A 14520-nucleotide genomic window follows, 5' to 3' on the forward strand; every position below is an offset into this window, starting at 1 on the left:
AACACGGTCTGTTTCCGATAGTACAAATCAGAGCGCTTCTGCCACAGCTAGTTCAACATTCTCTCCGACATATCGTTCTACGTCTCCAAGCGTCATTTCCATAACAGGCACAGCCGTAAAACCTGGAAGCCGAAGTTCAAGTACTTTTTCCACCGGTCCTGTTTTATACTCCATGACGAGGACTCGTGTAGGAGACAGCAACTCTATTACCGCTATCAAAACAATCTCCAGAACCTTAACACGGTCTGTTTCCGATAGTACAAATCAGAGCGCTTCTGCCACAGCTAGTTCAGCGATACCCAGCCGCTCTATCAGTCAAACCGCCGATGCTTCTAAAACCCAAACGCTTCCTGGCTTAGAAACCCGAACATTTACTCAAATTTCACGTGATGCTGATTTTACGTCGACTTTTACAACATCTAGCACTTTAACCATTAGCGAAACAACAACTCCAATACCTCCGCCCATACCAACAACACTCAAGCCAACAGCAGCGCCTGCAGTAGCAACCCCGATGCCTCCCCCTCCCTTACTTACGCCAGTCCCCTCCATAATAACTCCAGCACCAACGCCGGTACCTCCAATTATCCTGCAGACCTCATGCTCAACGAGTATTTGTGACTGCAGCTCTTGTACAAGCAGTACCCCCTGTCACGGTTATTGGTGCTCGATCGTGTGTCCATCCAATTTTTTAATTGTTCCCATTGATTCTGGGTGTACTTATTCCAGCAGCACTTCGCTTCACTGTGTAAGTCCTGCATTGGCAAATGGTAATTATAAATCCTTTCGGGCCAAGTGTTTCCAAATCTTATCCAGTAATCCGAATAGCATTGGAGTCTCTTGTACAACAGAACCCTGTGACTGCATTGGATGCACAAGTTCAACCCCTTGTCATGCCGAGTATTGTCGAATCTATTGTCCGGTTAATTATGCTCCGATAACAACACAATCTACTCAAAGCTGTAGTTATTTGGATACAAACTCTATTCAGTGCACAAGCGGTCCATTAGCAAATGCCCAACTGTCTGGATTTTCTGCTCAATGCACACCTTTTTTATACAATAATTTTCTTAGCTCATATTCGATCTCTTGTGCTACTGTCTCTTGCGATTGTTCGCTTGGGAGCTCTTGCTTTCCTGGGACTTGCTACAATTCGGGATGTAGCCTTGTATGCCAAAATGACTACTTTATATCGACATCTGATGAGAGTTGTTCTTACATTAGCATGAGTTCAATGCGGTGTACCCATGGCAAACTTTCTCCTGGGGAGTATTATTCATTTAAATCTGCTCAATGTGTGCCCACTCAAACGGTTGGGGCTTCTTTGTCTGTTTCATGTACTACGGATGGGTGTTCTTGTGCTTCCTATGATGGGTGCAGCTGCTGTTCAAATACCAATACTTGCACCGGACTCTCTTGTCTGATCTACTGCCCATCTACGCATTATCTTACAAGCCAAAGCCCAGGTTGTGTTTATCTAGATACCAACGCAGTGAAATGCACTGCGCAGACTATCTCCAATGGAGATCGGAAGAGTTTCCACGCTAGCTGCATCAAAATTTAGAAGTAAGAGACCAGAAGAACCCCAATGCATCGAACCTTAAAACAGGCCACCGCTTCTCCGGCTCAATCCGATCTCAAGAAGCAGCGAGATTGTTTTGAACGCTTCAGAACGAAGTATAACGAACTTCGGCCTCATCCCCAGAGCCTGCAGGGTCAAACACCTTCTGAAACACATAGCATGCCTCTACGCTTAATGCCCTCTAAACTTTCTCCGATTGAACCCGGACTCTTTTGTTGTTCGGAAAGTGAGAAGCAGTAGGGGAAATCAAATGGCATGGAAAATGATACTATGTTTCAGAATTGTTGGAAGGTGAACCGATCGGTCTTGCTCCAATCGATGGTAATACCAAAATCCTCTGATTGAGATCTGAAAGGATCTTGCGGAATCTGGCAATGAGATCATAAAGGACCTATCTTTTTGAGGTCCCAATGAAAAAACATACGGAGATTGTTCAGCACTTGCCGATCGAAGAAGTAAAGAAGCGCTATCAGACCTGCCAAGGTGCACGAGAAAAATCTTGGTGGCAAGCTCTATGGCTGCGAATGAAAGGTCAAACAACCACGGAGGTATCCGAAATCATTGGCTGCAAACCCGATTGGTTCGGCGCTGGAATGAAAATGGCATTGCTCGCTTTTACGAACGCCGAAGAGATAATGGCAGAAAGCCCTTACTTTCGCCTGAGCAACAGCTTGAACTTCAGCAAATGTTAGCCGGTCCAGCACCCGATGGAGGCCAACATTTTGCGAAAGCTGCTGGTCAGGCGATGCAGGTATCTCACTGAGAATCCCGATGTCATGCCTACTTTAAATGGTGGCCATCAAATGAGTCGAATTATCTGATACAAGATCTTGGGCTGCGGATTCTCTCGCTTCGTGTTTGAAGCGTTCGATAAACTTGTAACCCGTCTTCCGGCCTATCGGATGCCGTCCACACAGCGTCGAAAAGTAAAACTCATCTGCGAACTAATCATCCATCAATTTGATTCTCTATTGAAATACTTCGGTTTGATTCCAAGTCATGGAATCCATAGTAATCTCCTCTTTGAGAGTGTCACCTAGTGCCCGGTTAGTACCATTTTCATAGTGGGGAGAACTTATTCCGAAAGATCCTACTTTTCGATCGCCCTGCGTGAACACCATTAAGCGATCTGGAAACAAATCGGCACGAATACCCGGTCCAAACGAAGCTGAACAGGCCAACTCTCCAACGGAAGCCGTCCCTTGCGAACCCAGTAGTATCGGTGCTGTTAGCCAAACTAGCTCATCTACCCAACCTTGATGCAAGAAGTACGTCAAGACCTGAGCCCCTCCTTCTACTAAGATGCTGGTCAAACCGAAAGCTCCCAAGGTTTTCAATAAATCAGCCTTCTCCGAAACGACCCTTTGAATGCCTGCTTGATCAAAAGCATCGCAAAGCTTTTTGGACGCATGGATTGAATGCACAACCCAGGCATTCTTTTCTTGATAGACCCAAGCCTGAGGAGAGGTACGCAAACGCGAATCGAGAACAATCCGTATCGGCTGATGATGGATCAGAGAACCGGTATCACGAACCGTCAGCCGAGGGTTATCGATTAAAACAGTCTCGGAGCCCACGACCACCGCATCGACTCTTTCGCGTAAGCGGTGCACAAAGCGATTGGCTTTGGGCGAAGTGAGTGCGGTTTGCACACCGGGTTTTTGGCTGATCCGACCATCCAATGATGCCGCCATTTTAGCGATTACATAGGGAACCCCTCGCGTGACTCGTTTGGAGAACGGCAGCAAGATGACACGCGATTCGGGAGAGGAAGCTTGTTCAACCTGAATGCCCATTTCTTGCAACCTCAGCCGGCCTTGTCCGGCCACTTCAGGATTCGGATCGTTTTCCGCGTAAATCACGCGTTTGACCCCCGCTCGAATAATCGCCTCCGTACAAGGCGGGGTTCTTCCAAAATGGTTGCAAGGCTCTAGAGTGACATGAAGGGTACTACCAAGGGCTTGTTCACCCGCTTGCAGCAATGCCTTAGCTTCGGCATGCAGATCACCGGCTCGTGCATGAAAACTCTGGGCTACGATTCTCCCCTCTTTTTCGATCAGCGCTCCCACTGGAGGGTTGGGATAGGTGCACCCTAAGCCCAACTTGGCCTGTTCGAGCGCTTGAGCCATCCAGGAATCCGCAGCGCCTTGGCTCTCGAGTGCAAGCTCTGAGTAGGCGATCGCAACCTTAGGTTCGCGCATGCCGAGCATCGATCAGAACAAGTCCCATCAAAACTCCGACTGCGATCAGAAAGTAGCCGCTGAGCATGAAATTTTGCGTCTTATCGTAGTAATAAAAGATACCGGCAATCATACACGTACTCACACACTTGCCGATCGTATAGCTTGTGGAGGCAAAGCGATAACGGTTTCGGACCGAGAAAAGTTCCACTGCTAACGCGTGGAAGGGACCGATGAAAGCCCCGGCTAAGAGCATATAAACCATTTTGACAGCCACCAAAATTCCATAGCTGCCTTCCCCCATCAATCGATACAGCGGATAGGTTAACAGCGCAGTTGAAAGAGCCGAAAGCGCCATCACCACCCGGCTGCCGATGCGATCGGCCAACCAACCAAAGAGTGTCATGGAAAGCATCAAGACAAACAAAGCGCCCGTATTGATCAGCATCAAAATGCTGCGATCAATCCCAAGTTGAAGAGGCAACAACGCATTGAAGACTCGGGTCGGAACGGCGTAGAGCAAGCTGAAAAAAAGCGCGGCGCCCGTCATGAGCAAAAGAACAAAGCGTGTTGGAATCTGAAAATCCCCTTGGGCGTGCTTGAAAGCGGGTGTTTCAGCCATTTGACTTCTCCAGCGAACCGTTAAAAGCGCCATGAAAAAGCTGACCACATAGCACCAACGGAAATGCTCCGCTCCAAAATAGCTCACTAAAGTGGCAGCCGCGCTTGCACAAACAATGCCAACCACCGTAAACGAACCGTAAAGCCCACTCATCAGTCCATGTTCTTTGCCGTTTCGATTGTGTTCAAGGCAATAAATAGCCCCACCGTTGTATTCACCGCCCAAGAAAAAGCATTGACTCACTCGAGTTAGAACAAACACAATGGTCGCGAATACGCCAAACTGCTGATAGGTTGGGATAACACAAACAATGCCAGTCACCGTTGAGGTACCTAGAATGGCTCGATAAAGTGCTTCCTTTCGGCCTAAGCGGTCTCCCATCGCTCCAAAGTATCGAGCACCGGCAATCATGGCGATTGCGGAAAAACACTCGACAAAAAAATACCAAAAATAAGCATCGGCAACGCGAATATTGGGAAAAAACGCAGGAGCTAAAACAGGCGCCAAGTAGCCATACAGCCCAACATCATAATACTCAATGCCCGCCCCCAGCATGGCCGGTAAGGCTTTACGATTCAATCGAAACATAAAAATTCCTATTTAATACGATTTTGCAAACACTACCCTCCCAGAACTCGGGCGGCCTGTAAATAGACAGACTCCCTTTTCCGCGATTCGATTCATCGGAATACACCGAGGTGTCACCTTGTGCTTTTGTAAAAGTTCATGACCCATGGCCGCTTCGTTCCAATGACAAAGCGCAAACCCCGATCCTTGGCTAAAAAATTCTTCGAACTCAGCCACCGAGTCAATCGAGCGTGTGTTCGCTTGCTGGAATTCTTCGGCTCGCTGCAAAAGTGCCTGCTGAATCTCTTCCAATAAGCCTGCGCAAGAAGCAACAAATTCATGCACCGGCATAAACTGCTTGTTACCTGGTGCACGATCGCGTCGAGAAACAACGACCTGATTCTTTTCCAAGTCTTTAGGCCCCACTTCAACGCGAACAGGAACCCCTTTTTTAATGTGCGACCAAGTCTTTTCGCCGCCCCGAATATCCCGCGTATCCAATAAGACCCGTATCCCCTGATGGATCAACTCTTTTTTAAGCCGCTCGCAGAACTCGTGCACGGCTACGCGATCTTCGTCCGTGCGATGAATGGGCAAAATGACAACTTGTTTGGTGGCGACTTTCGGTGGCAAAACCAAGCCATCGTCATCGCTATGAGCCATGATCAATCCACCGATCAAACGCGTTGATACCCCCCAGGAGGTGGTCCACGCATGCTCAATGCTGCCGGATTCGTCGGTGAACTTGATTCCCGATGCTTTAGCAAAATTCTGCCCTAAAAAATGAGACGTACCGGCCTGCAAAGCCTTGCCATCTTGCATCATGGCCTCAATGCAATAGGTCTGAACCGCTCCAGGAAAACGCTCATCGGGTGTTTTGGTTCCCTTTAAAACGGGCAAAGCTAAATAATTGCGAGCAAAATCCTCATACACGTCCAACATCTTCAGCGTTTCGATCTCTGCTTCCTGGGCCGTTGCATGAACGGTGTGCCCTTCCTGCCACAAAAACTCTGTGGTTCGCAAAAAAATTCGTGGACGCATCTCCCAACGCATGACATTCGCCCACTGATTGATCAGAATCGGTAAGTCACGATAGGATTGGACCCATTTCGCATAGGAGTGCCCAATAATGGTCTCACTGGTTGGCCGGATCACATAGGGTTCTTCCAGTTCCCCAGCGGGTCGAAGCCCTCCTGCACCATCCGCTTCCAAACGATGATGCGTGACCACAGCACACTCTTTGGCAAACCCTTCCACGTGTTGTGCTTCTTGGGCTAAAAAGCTGACGGGGATTAAGAGCGGGAAATAGGCATTCTCATGGCCAGTCTCTTTAATGAGTCGATCCAAATTTTGCTGAATCAATTCCCAAATGCCAAAGCCCCACGGCTTCACGACCATGCATCCACGCACCGGAGAATTTTCGGCTAAATCCGCGGCTCGAATGACTTGTTGGTACCACTCCGGGTAATTCTCAGACCGGGTGGGCGAAATAGCGTGGGTCTTAGACATAAGCCGACCGAATCTATCACCTTATTTCAAAGTTGGACAGATCTCCCAAACGGTTGAGCCGAGAGATCTCGAAAGTGCGTCAGGGATTTTAAGATCTTGGCCTCCAGAACACTGTCCCAAGAAAGCCCGGTCAATAACTCAATCGCTTCGTAAAAGGTCTTCACTCCATAGATCTCAAATTGGCCTGATTCACAAGCCTGAACTACTTCTTCCCGAAGGTTCAAGTCCGAAAGATTGCTCGCCGGTAAAATCACCCCATGTGTTTCGCTATTTTTGCGCGCTTTGCACACTTCAAAGAAGCCTTCTATTTTTTCATTCACCCCACCAACCGCTTGAATATGCCCACGTTGATCCATGGAGCCTGTAATCGCAAAATGCTGACGAATGGGGATATTGGCTAAGGCACTAAACAAAGCGGCAGTCTCCGCCAGCGTCGCGGAATCGCCATCGATGTCTCCGTAGGTTTGCTCCATGCATAGGATGGCATTAAAGCTCATCGGAATTTTGTCTCCAAAACAGTGCGCTAAGAATCCTCGAATAATCAGGCGTCCTTTGGTGTGAATCGGGCCTCCTTGCTCAGTCTCGCGTTCAATGTCCAGCCAATCGCCCTTGCCAGCGGCGACTCGGCAAGTCACCCTCAGAGGCACTCCAAACGCATAACTCCCAAGCTCAATCACGGTCATCGCGTTGGCCTGCCCAACCACGACTCCTTCCGTCTCAATGCTCACTCGGTTCTCAAGAATATCCTCGGTCATATGCGTTTGAAGAAAGCCCTCGCGCTCTGCATGCGCCTGAATCGCTTTTTTGATATGATGGTCATCCACGCGTTTGGATTTTGTTTGAGCAGCCCAATAATTGGCTTCTCGAACCAAGTCTGCAATGTCACCGATCCGAGAAGTCAGTTTGTTTTGGTGCCCCGAAATTCGAACCGCTTCTTCGATCACAGCCCCGACCGCTTCTGCCGTCAACAAGCGCAGTTTTTCATCGGCACAGAGATCACAAATAAATTCAACATAACGCCGGATATGCTCTTGTGTCCGAGTCATCTCATTGTCGAAATCCGCTTTGACTTTAAACAGCTTCCCAAACTCCGGATCGGTTTTGCTTAATAGGTAGTAAATTTCTGGAACGCCAATCAGAATGACCTTAATTTCCAGAGGAACGGGCTCAGGCCTGAGAGAAGCGACGGAAACCATACGACCTGGCTCGCCTGGATCATCCAGTTCCACCGCTCGGTTTTTAAGAGCCCGCTTTAAACCTTCCCAAGCAGCAGGATCTCGTAAAATATCTTGAGCTTCCAGAAGCAAGTAGCCCCCGTTCGCTTGATACAGCGCTCCTGCTCGTATTCGGGTGTGATCCGTAATCGTCTCCCCTCCTCGAAGTCTTTGTTCGATGCGCCCAATCAAGTTAGAAGAAGTGGGGTGGGTCTCCTGAACCACGGGAGCTCCAGAACCCTTGGCATTCGTGACAAAAACGTTCACCCGGTAACGAATGAGTGCATGTTCGTCCGAGTCGTAGTCTTCTTCGTCTTCGTGCACACGCTTTTTATGGGAATGCACTTCAGGGGTTTCCGTTCCAGCGCCTCGATCATCCGGAATCAATCTCCGGAGCCGATTCAACACATCTTCCTGACAGCTCTCCAAGTGACTCATCACCCGCGGAGATCCTTTCCAAAATGCTCTGGCGGTTTCGAAAATGGGTTCCAAAATCACGCTAGCCGTTCGACGTTCTAGGGATTGAATGGCTTCTTCGGCTTCGCGCTCCAGAACACGGACTCTTCTCAGCGAGTCTTCTAAGTGAATCTCAAGCCGTTCCGCGCTTTGCTCCAGCGTGGCCTTGGTCTTTTCGGTTAACAACTCGAAATCTTGCTCAGAGATAGGCTCGCCGTTTTGATTGGCCGGGGTGATGGTCAACGAGGCTGATGAGCGCTGTAGAACAAAGCCTTTTTCGCGTGCTTCTTGCTCAATGGTGTTGAGGATGGCATCGGTCTTGAGCTGACACTGATCTTGAAGTTCCTGACGCTCACTCAAATAACGCTCGGACTCAAAGGTTCTTTCCAAATCGGTCAGCATTTGTTCGACAAAAGTATCGTAGGTTTTCTTCAATTTGGGAGCGAGTCCCGAAGCGAGCTTGATCGCAAGGGGTCGATCTCGGTTCTCAAAGTTGTAGAGCAAAACAATGTCCTCTGGAGTCGCTTCCTTGATCGCACGAGTCCCAAGAAGCTGCTTCACGGTCGAAGTACGACCGGTTCCAGAGTCTCCAGCCACAAAGATATTGAACCCGCGCTGACGGATACCAAGGCCTAATTCCAAAGCAGAAAGCGCCCTTTCTTGAGCCATCGCTCCGAATCGCTCGCCTTTTTTTCGACGCTTAGGCCGAATGGATAAAGCCGCTCGAATCGCAGAGAGATCCCGTAGCTGCCACCTCAGCCTGTCCGGCGAAATTTTTTGAACCATCAATTCTTCTCCAATCGCCCATGAGCTTAACAAAAGATCGTTCTTAAATCGAGCAAATGGAATCAAAACAAACTTTCGCTCGTGCAAGCCCTGGGGGATATGCTATTCCTTGTCTCATGTTGTCGATCCGATCGGTTTATGGAGTCAGCGCTTTGAGTGCGCTAGCAGGTCTTCTTTTTGGCTATGACACGGGAATTATATCCGGAGCCATTCTATTCATCGAAAAAGACTTCTTAGTTCCCGTTTCCGATATTGGATGGGTGGTCAGCGCGGTTTTGCTCGGTGCTCTGTTCGGATCTGCATTCTGCAGTCAAATCACCGATCGCCTCGGGCGCAAAGGCTCTTTGCTGATCGCATCCGGACTCTTTGTCCTGGCTTCCCTCGGAGCGGCCGGGGCTCACGATATTCCAGACCTTATTTTCAGTCGATTCTTTCTTGGTTTTGCGATCGGAATCTCCTCTTTAACCGCGCCGCTTTATTTGGCCGAAATCGCGCCCGCTTCCAAGCGAGGATTTCTCGTTTCGCTGAATCAATTGGCCGTTACCCTGGGGATTTTGATCGCTTATGGGGTCAACTATTTGTTTGCTGAGTCAGGGAATTGGCGTTGGATGTTTCTCATCGGAGCGCTCCCAGGGGGAGTGCTCGGGATAGCTCTCTTATTTCTGCCAGAAAGTCCGCGGTGGCTCATACTGAAAAATCGAAAAGGAGTTGCTCAGAGAATTCTCAACGACATTCGACAAGCCGACAGCTCAGAGGAACTGTCTGAAATTGAACATAGTTTAAAACACGATGCCATTTCTTGGACGCAAGTTTTTAGCCAAACGCTTCGACCGGCCTTAATCGTTGCCATTGGACTCGCTTTTTTCCAGCAAGCAACGGGGATTAACACGATCATCTACTACGCCCCGATCATCTTTCGACACGCAGGATTTCAGTCTAGCTCAGATGCCATCTTAGCCAGCGTTATGATTGGAACGGTCAATGTGATCTTTACGATTATTTCGCTCTTCCTCATTGATCGCGTCGGCAGGCGGCCTCTTTTGCTGATCGGTACATTCGGAATGATGGTGAGCTTGTTCTTGTGTGGAAGCATCTTTCTGCAAGTCGATCGTTCTCTGGATGGCTCGCTTGGATTGCTGAGCATTCTCGCCTTTATTGCATTTTTCGCCATTAGCCTGGGGCCTATTATGTGGCTCATGATTTCAGAAGTGTTTCCCTTGGAGCATCGAGCGCTCGGGACCAGTCTGGCCGTATGCGCTCAATGGGGGTTCAACTTCGTTGTATCCGCCAGCTTCCCTGATCTTTTGCACTTTGCAGGAACAACGTATACCTTTTGGTTCTACGGCTTGATTTGCTTATTCGCTTTCTGGTTTATTGCCAAAAAAGTTCCCGAAACCAAAGGGAAAAAGCTCGAAGCAATCCAGTTTCGATAAACGTCGTCATTGCTTCGTAGGCTGCGCCTTCATGGAAGTGACACAGCAGGTCGTTAGGATACGCCCTTGCATGCACGTATGACGTGCTTCGATTCGCACCTGTAGAAATCGAGGTTCGAGGACGTCTCGAATCACCTCGAAAATCCGCTGGTTCAAACTTTCCTGCAAAGAAAGTTTCTGACTGCACGCGCGCACGATTTGCTCAAACGCTCCAGCACCAGCCAGCCATTGTTGGGGTTCAAATTGAATCTCTACTTCTCCAAAATAGGGCAACAAAGCGTGTTCGCAAATCGATAAAAAGGCTAGATTGGGAAGCCCAACGCGTCCTTGAAACGAATCTGCAGGAAGTCTCTGCTGATATAACAGTTCCTCCGGCCTCACGGTCTGCACAGCGCATAGCTCTCGCCACGCTTTGGCTGCCAAAATCGGCGTCTGAAGAAAGCGATCCTGTTCTTCAGAGGGGGCAAGTTCCTGCATAAGATTTGCAAAAATAGATTCCAGCTTTGAATTCATACAACTCGCATCTTAATAACTTTTTCAAGCAAACTTTGTAAAGGCACTGATCCGGACTCCAATCATTCCGCTGCCTGGATTGCTACCTCGCTTGGCTCCTCTCAATGAAGATACCACGCATTGATTGCCTTGACAGGGTTCTTGAACTTGGGAACAATGCTCTGCAACGCTCATGAATTCGATTCGATTTGAACATATCCCCGATGTCGGCCTTTCTTTGGAAAAAGAATTCACGGCCGAAGCCTTGTCCGACTTGCTCGCTGAACCGAATCAAGAGCTTGCCTTCGCCGGGCTTGAGCCAACTCAAGTCGCTTTTCGGCTCGAAAAAGAAGGCTGCGACGTCTTGCTAACTGCACAGAGCATCGTTCAAGTCACTCACCCCTGTGTCCGGTGTTTGGAGCCAATTCAAATTGCACAAACCATTCTCATCGACCTCAAGTTAGAGAAACCCGATTCGATCGACCTGATAGAGCTTTTTCGCGAAGAACTCTTTTTAGAACTTCCTGCTTATCCTGCGTGCGAAGCCAATTGCATTCAAGTGCCCACTCGTTGACATCCGGCCAAGGGTCACGAATAAGCATCTCATGCTTCCTTGGTTACTAGCGATTCGACCCAAAACACTTCCGATTGCCGTTGCACCGATTTTGATCGGTTCAGCGCTTTGCTTTCGAAACTCTCGGTTTTCTTGGGTGTACCTATGCATCACCCTATTGGCTGCCCTCCTGATTCAGATTGGGACGAACCTGGCAAACGATTATTACGACTTCCTCCAAGGATCGGACACTTCGGAGCGAATTGGGCCACTGCGGGTTACTCAAGCGGGGCTTCTCGCTCCTCGAACAGTTCGATTGGGTTTTATTCTTAGCTTTACGCTCGCAGCCTTCTTGGGGCTGCCTCTGGTCGCTCGTGCAGGCTGGCCAATCTTAGCGATTGGACTCGCCTCTGTTGTCAGCGGAATCCTGTATACCGCCGGCCCCTTTGCACTTGCCTATCTTGGGCTCGGAGAAATTTTTGTTTTATTTTTTTTTGGGCCTATCTCAGTAGCAGGCACCTACTACATTCAAGCAGGATACTTGAATCATTCGGCCATTGGACATGGAATCGCGATTGGGCTTCTGGCCTGCGCAGTTCTCGTCGTCAACAACTTGCGTGATCAAAAGCAAGATGAGAAAGCCAATAAAAAAACACTTGCTGTGCGCTTCGGAGCAAGATTCGCTCGGGCCGAGTATCGATTTTGCATCTTGATCCCTGCCTTAATCGAGCTGTATTGGGGCGTTTGGCCTAGCAGTTTGCTCTTAGTTGCTGGTTATTTTTGGCTTAGAAGAGCTCCTCTAGAACGCTTGCTGGCTCAGACTGTTTGGCTGCTTTTAGGGTTCGCAATCATCACCAGTTTTTATCTCGTATAAGACGTTTTCGAAACTCTATTTTAAAAGAAAATCCGGATAAGCCTAATATCTAAAATCACCCTATTGACTTATTAAAAAATTTAAGCCAATCGCCAGAATGAAAATATTGAATGAGGTACTTATGATTGCTGAAAAAACAAAAAGCAAAAGAAAGCTTGTTTCTTTTAAAGATGTTCAAATTGCCTATCTGGTTGGCGATATGGATGGCGTTAACAAACTACTGAAGGACAGAAAGAATACTGTTGTTTTACTGAAAAAAACCCTTAAAGAGCTGAAAGCTGCTGGCAGAAAAACGGAAAGCCTCGAAGCGTATATCGCCGCACATTACGAGCCCGGTGCACGTGGCCGTTCGATACCGAGCCTGGGCCAAGAACGACTCTACAAAGCGCAACGAATTCATGCCGGAGGTCCTTTCTTGAGGTTGCCGTTGACTCCGCTTGGGACAGACAAAGGTGGCGTTGTGATCGTTCGCTTTGAACCCGATCAAATTGTCGTCCGAAACGCCTAAGACGAGCACAAGGTTTGAGTTTGGAAAAACGCGCTGAAGGGCCCTCGAAGGGCTTTTCGGTAGCCTAAGTCTGGGTTAAGCATCTGAATCGGTTTTCCATGACGTTCCGATAGCTCTGCGATTTGGTAGAAATTGTCTTTCAAGGAGCACTTCGACGGCAGGAGAAAAAACGATTCAACGATCGCCAGATCGATGCTGCTTTCTGCCAGACTTGCCTCCAGCATCGCAAGCGCCTGCTCCTGCGAGCAGGGCCTTAATTGGATGCCGTTTTGCATGGGCGAAATTGCGCATTCTTGGAGCGAATTAACCCAAACAATCACTTTGCCTGGCTCAATGGACTGCCAAACTTTTTTTCGAATTTCTTGTTCATCAGCCCCATAAAATTCACTCAACAAAGTGGGCGTTCCCTCCGGGCCAAGCAAAGAACTTAAAATAGCTTGAGCAGTTTTTATCAGATACTCTCTTGATTTTTTTGCGCACAGCATGTTTTGATGCCCTTATTGGAGAATGGAATGGATGAAATAGAGTTAATCGCCACGTTTGATACAGACGAAACCGCTCGTTTGGCGGCCAAGGCCCTTAACAATTGGTTTTCTTGGATTATAGAAGGCGGAGATGATGAAGAAGCTCCGGATTTTTTTGAAGATTTTGGCATTGCAGCCGATGAATACGTCATCGACCGAGAAGAAGCCAATTGGGAAGATGCCCCTATCGCACGATCGCGCAGCAATCGAATCGGCATCGTCCTTGAATCGGCTAACGCAGTAGACGCTCTTGAGGAACTGCTGGAAGCTCTCGGTGCCTACGACGTAACGGTTTCCGGTGAAGAAGACTGAAATTATCTTCACCCTGGCTCTCGGGCTCTGGATGCCTTCCAAAGCCTTAGCCAGCTCGGCAGAAGCATACTATCGGAAAGCCGAAGAGTTCGAGGTCCACCTGCTCATCAAACCGGCCCTGGAGCACTATCGAAAGGCAATGAACGAATCGAACCCGATTTGGAAGCGCCGTGCTGCTTACCGAGCTGCAACTTTGATCCGGAATATGCATTTTCATCATGGACGCTCAGAAAGAGTCCGTTCAAGAATTGTGTCTATCTACAAATCCCTCTTGCAAGAACTCTTGAGCCACCATCTTGATCTTGAGCTCAAGATGGAAATTCAAAAAGAATTAGCTTGGACCCGACTCGGATTAAGCGCACCGAATCATTTTTTTTGATTGCCATTTCACTTTGTGTAAGCTAGAGTCCACTCGTTTTAGAGATCCGCTTCAATCGAGTTTAGTTGGCATGGTGCTTAACCCTCCGAAGCGACCCCAGCCTTCAGGAGGTGTTATGGGTAAAAAATTGTACGTTGGTAATCTTCCGTTTTCAGCAACGGATGATATGTTGGTTCAAACTTTTTCATCTTGTGGCGATGTTGAATCCGCAAAAGTGATCATAGACCGTGACTCCGGTCGAAGCAAAGGCTTCGGATTCGTTGAAATGGCAACAGACGATGGCGCTCAAGAAGCTATCAGCAAGCTTCATGGTCAGTCGTTGGATGGTCGTAGCTTGACCGTAAACGAAGCTCGCCCAATGGCTCCTCGCTCCGGCGGCGGTGGTTTTGGTGGCGGCGGTGGCGGCGGCGGACGCGGTCACCACGGCGGCGGTCGCTACTAAGCAACCGTTTGTTTCGACTCTGGTACCAATCAATGCCCAGAATACTTGGTACCGGGCCTTTTTGACGGTGAACGTCAAAAAGGGCTG

At 48.7% G+C, this 14520-nt stretch carries 15 protein-coding genes and 1 pseudogene; 9 read left to right on the forward strand and 7 right to left on the reverse strand.

Going from position 1 to position 14520, the window contains the following annotated elements; all coding sequences use genetic code 11:
* Window positions 1-27: 27 nt before the first annotated feature.
* Window positions 28-174 carry a hypothetical protein gene (locus I8H75_03490; protein ID MBH2006392.1) on the reverse strand — a complete coding sequence of 49 codons (147 nt, stop codon included), beginning with the start codon at window positions 172-174 and terminating at the stop codon, window positions 28-30.
* 1414 nt (window positions 175-1588) lie between these two features.
* Between I8H75_03490 and I8H75_03495 the strand changes: the two are divergent.
* Window positions 1589-1822 (forward strand): annotated as a pseudogene (locus I8H75_03495) (transposase).
* A 170-nt stretch (window positions 1823-1992) separates the two neighbouring features.
* Window positions 1993-2274 carry a hypothetical protein gene (locus I8H75_03500; protein ID MBH2006393.1) on the forward strand — a complete coding sequence of 94 codons (282 nt, stop codon included), beginning with the start codon at window positions 1993-1995 and terminating at the stop codon, window positions 2272-2274.
* 276 nt (window positions 2275-2550) lie between these two features.
* On the opposite strand, the gene ribD is transcribed toward I8H75_03500, so the two are convergent.
* The 4 genes from ribD to I8H75_03520 are packed head-to-tail and all read right to left on the reverse strand — an operon-like array spanning window position 2551 to window position 8916.
* Window positions 2551-3783: a bifunctional diaminohydroxyphosphoribosylaminopyrimidine deaminase/5-amino-6-(5-phosphoribosylamino)uracil reductase RibD gene (gene ribD / locus I8H75_03505; protein ID MBH2006394.1), complete on the reverse strand. Its 1233-nt coding sequence runs from the start codon at window positions 3781-3783 to the stop codon at window positions 2551-2553.
* On the reverse strand, window positions 3770-4972 hold the full coding sequence (locus I8H75_03510; GenBank protein ID MBH2006395.1) for a hypothetical protein: 1203 nt from the start codon (window positions 4970-4972) through the stop codon (window positions 3770-3772). The genes ribD and I8H75_03510 overlap by 14 nt, the downstream gene beginning before the upstream one ends.
* A gap of 12 nt (window positions 4973-4984) precedes the next feature.
* Complete coding sequence (locus I8H75_03515; protein MBH2006396.1) at window positions 4985-6460, reverse strand: proline--tRNA ligase; 1476 nt, start codon at window positions 6458-6460, stop codon at window positions 4985-4987.
* Window positions 6461-6486: 26 nt separating this feature from the next.
* Window positions 6487-8916 carry an AAA family ATPase gene (locus I8H75_03520; GenBank protein MBH2006397.1) on the reverse strand — a complete coding sequence of 810 codons (2430 nt, stop codon included), beginning with the start codon at window positions 8914-8916 and terminating at the stop codon, window positions 6487-6489.
* Window positions 8917-8972: 56 nt separating this feature from the next.
* Between I8H75_03520 and I8H75_03525 the strand changes: the two genes are divergently transcribed.
* A complete protein-coding gene (locus tag I8H75_03525) occupies window positions 8973-10349 on the forward strand; it encodes a sugar porter family MFS transporter (GenBank protein MBH2006398.1) in 1377 nt (458 codons plus the stop codon).
* 6 nt (window positions 10350-10355) lie between these two features.
* Here I8H75_03525 and I8H75_03530 read toward each other — a convergent pair whose 3' ends face one another.
* Window positions 10356-10826 (reverse strand): GTP cyclohydrolase I, encoded by a 471-nt coding sequence (locus I8H75_03530; GenBank protein ID MBH2006399.1) that lies wholly within the window; start codon window positions 10824-10826, stop codon window positions 10356-10358.
* Window positions 10827-11034: 208 nt separating this feature from the next.
* On the opposite strand from I8H75_03530, the gene I8H75_03535 reads away from it, so the two are divergent.
* From I8H75_03535 to I8H75_03545, 3 genes are all read left to right on the forward strand, one after another.
* Complete coding sequence (locus I8H75_03535) at window positions 11035-11415, forward strand: hypothetical protein (GenBank protein MBH2006400.1); 381 nt, start codon at window positions 11035-11037, stop codon at window positions 11413-11415.
* A 31-nt stretch (window positions 11416-11446) separates the two neighbouring features.
* Complete coding sequence (locus I8H75_03540; GenBank protein ID MBH2006401.1) at window positions 11447-12268, forward strand: 1,4-dihydroxy-2-naphthoate polyprenyltransferase; 822 nt, start codon at window positions 11447-11449, stop codon at window positions 12266-12268.
* A 97-nt stretch (window positions 12269-12365) separates the two neighbouring features.
* Complete coding sequence (locus tag I8H75_03545) at window positions 12366-12776, forward strand: hypothetical protein (protein ID MBH2006402.1); 411 nt, start codon at window positions 12366-12368, stop codon at window positions 12774-12776.
* Here the strand turns inward: I8H75_03545 and I8H75_03550 are convergent.
* The gene (locus I8H75_03550; GenBank protein ID MBH2006403.1) at window positions 12773-13171 is read right to left on the reverse strand and encodes a hypothetical protein; all 399 of its coding nucleotides are present in this window, start codon (window positions 13169-13171) and stop codon (window positions 12773-12775) included. The genes I8H75_03545 and I8H75_03550 overlap by 4 nt on opposite strands.
* Before the next feature lie 96 nt (window positions 13172-13267).
* On the opposite strand from I8H75_03550, the gene I8H75_03555 reads away from it, so the two are divergent.
* From I8H75_03555 to I8H75_03565, 3 genes are all read left to right on the forward strand, one after another.
* Complete coding sequence (locus I8H75_03555) at window positions 13268-13612, forward strand: hypothetical protein (protein ID MBH2006404.1); 345 nt, start codon at window positions 13268-13270, stop codon at window positions 13610-13612.
* Window positions 13599-13991 carry a hypothetical protein gene (locus I8H75_03560; GenBank protein MBH2006405.1) on the forward strand — a complete coding sequence of 131 codons (393 nt, stop codon included), beginning with the start codon at window positions 13599-13601 and terminating at the stop codon, window positions 13989-13991. Before I8H75_03555 ends, I8H75_03560 begins: the two co-directional genes overlap by 14 nt.
* Before the next feature lie 115 nt (window positions 13992-14106).
* On the forward strand, window positions 14107-14433 hold the full coding sequence (locus I8H75_03565; protein MBH2006406.1) for an RNA-binding protein: 327 nt from the start codon (window positions 14107-14109) through the stop codon (window positions 14431-14433).
* Window positions 14434-14520 lie beyond the last annotated feature (87 nt).

Source organism: Myxococcaceae bacterium, assembly GCA_016000045.1.
GTDB lineage: Bacteria > Myxococcota > UBA727 > UBA727 > JABDBI01 > AER2-1.

Coding starts and splice junctions, on each gene's coding strand:
- I8H75_03490 (MBH2006392.1), bottom strand. CDS start 174: ATGGAGTATAAAACAGGACCGGTGGAAAAAGTACTTGAACTTCGGCTT.
- I8H75_03500 (MBH2006393.1), top strand. CDS start 1,993: ATGAAAAAACATACGGAGATTGTTCAGCACTTGCCGATCGAAGAAGTA.
- ribD (MBH2006394.1), bottom strand. CDS start 3,783: ATGCGCGAACCTAAGGTTGCGATCGCCTACTCAGAGCTTGCACTCGAG.
- I8H75_03510 (MBH2006395.1), bottom strand. CDS start 4,972: ATGTTTCGATTGAATCGTAAAGCCTTACCGGCCATGCTGGGGGCGGGC.
- I8H75_03515 (MBH2006396.1), bottom strand. CDS start 6,460: ATGTCTAAGACCCACGCTATTTCGCCCACCCGGTCTGAGAATTACCCG.
- I8H75_03520 (MBH2006397.1), bottom strand. CDS start 8,916: ATGGTTCAAAAAATTTCGCCGGACAGGCTGAGGTGGCAGCTACGGGAT.
- I8H75_03525 (MBH2006398.1), top strand. CDS start 8,973: ATGGAATCAAAACAAACTTTCGCTCGTGCAAGCCCTGGGGGATATGCT.
- I8H75_03530 (MBH2006399.1), bottom strand. CDS start 10,826: ATGCAGGAACTTGCCCCCTCTGAAGAACAGGATCGCTTTCTTCAGACG.
- I8H75_03535 (MBH2006400.1), top strand. CDS start 11,035: ATGAATTCGATTCGATTTGAACATATCCCCGATGTCGGCCTTTCTTTG.
- I8H75_03540 (MBH2006401.1), top strand. CDS start 11,447: ATGCTTCCTTGGTTACTAGCGATTCGACCCAAAACACTTCCGATTGCC.
- I8H75_03545 (MBH2006402.1), top strand. CDS start 12,366: ATGAAAATATTGAATGAGGTACTTATGATTGCTGAAAAAACAAAAAGC.
- I8H75_03555 (MBH2006404.1), top strand. CDS start 13,268: ATGCCCTTATTGGAGAATGGAATGGATGAAATAGAGTTAATCGCCACG.
- I8H75_03565 (MBH2006406.1), top strand. CDS start 14,107: ATGGGTAAAAAATTGTACGTTGGTAATCTTCCGTTTTCAGCAACGGAT.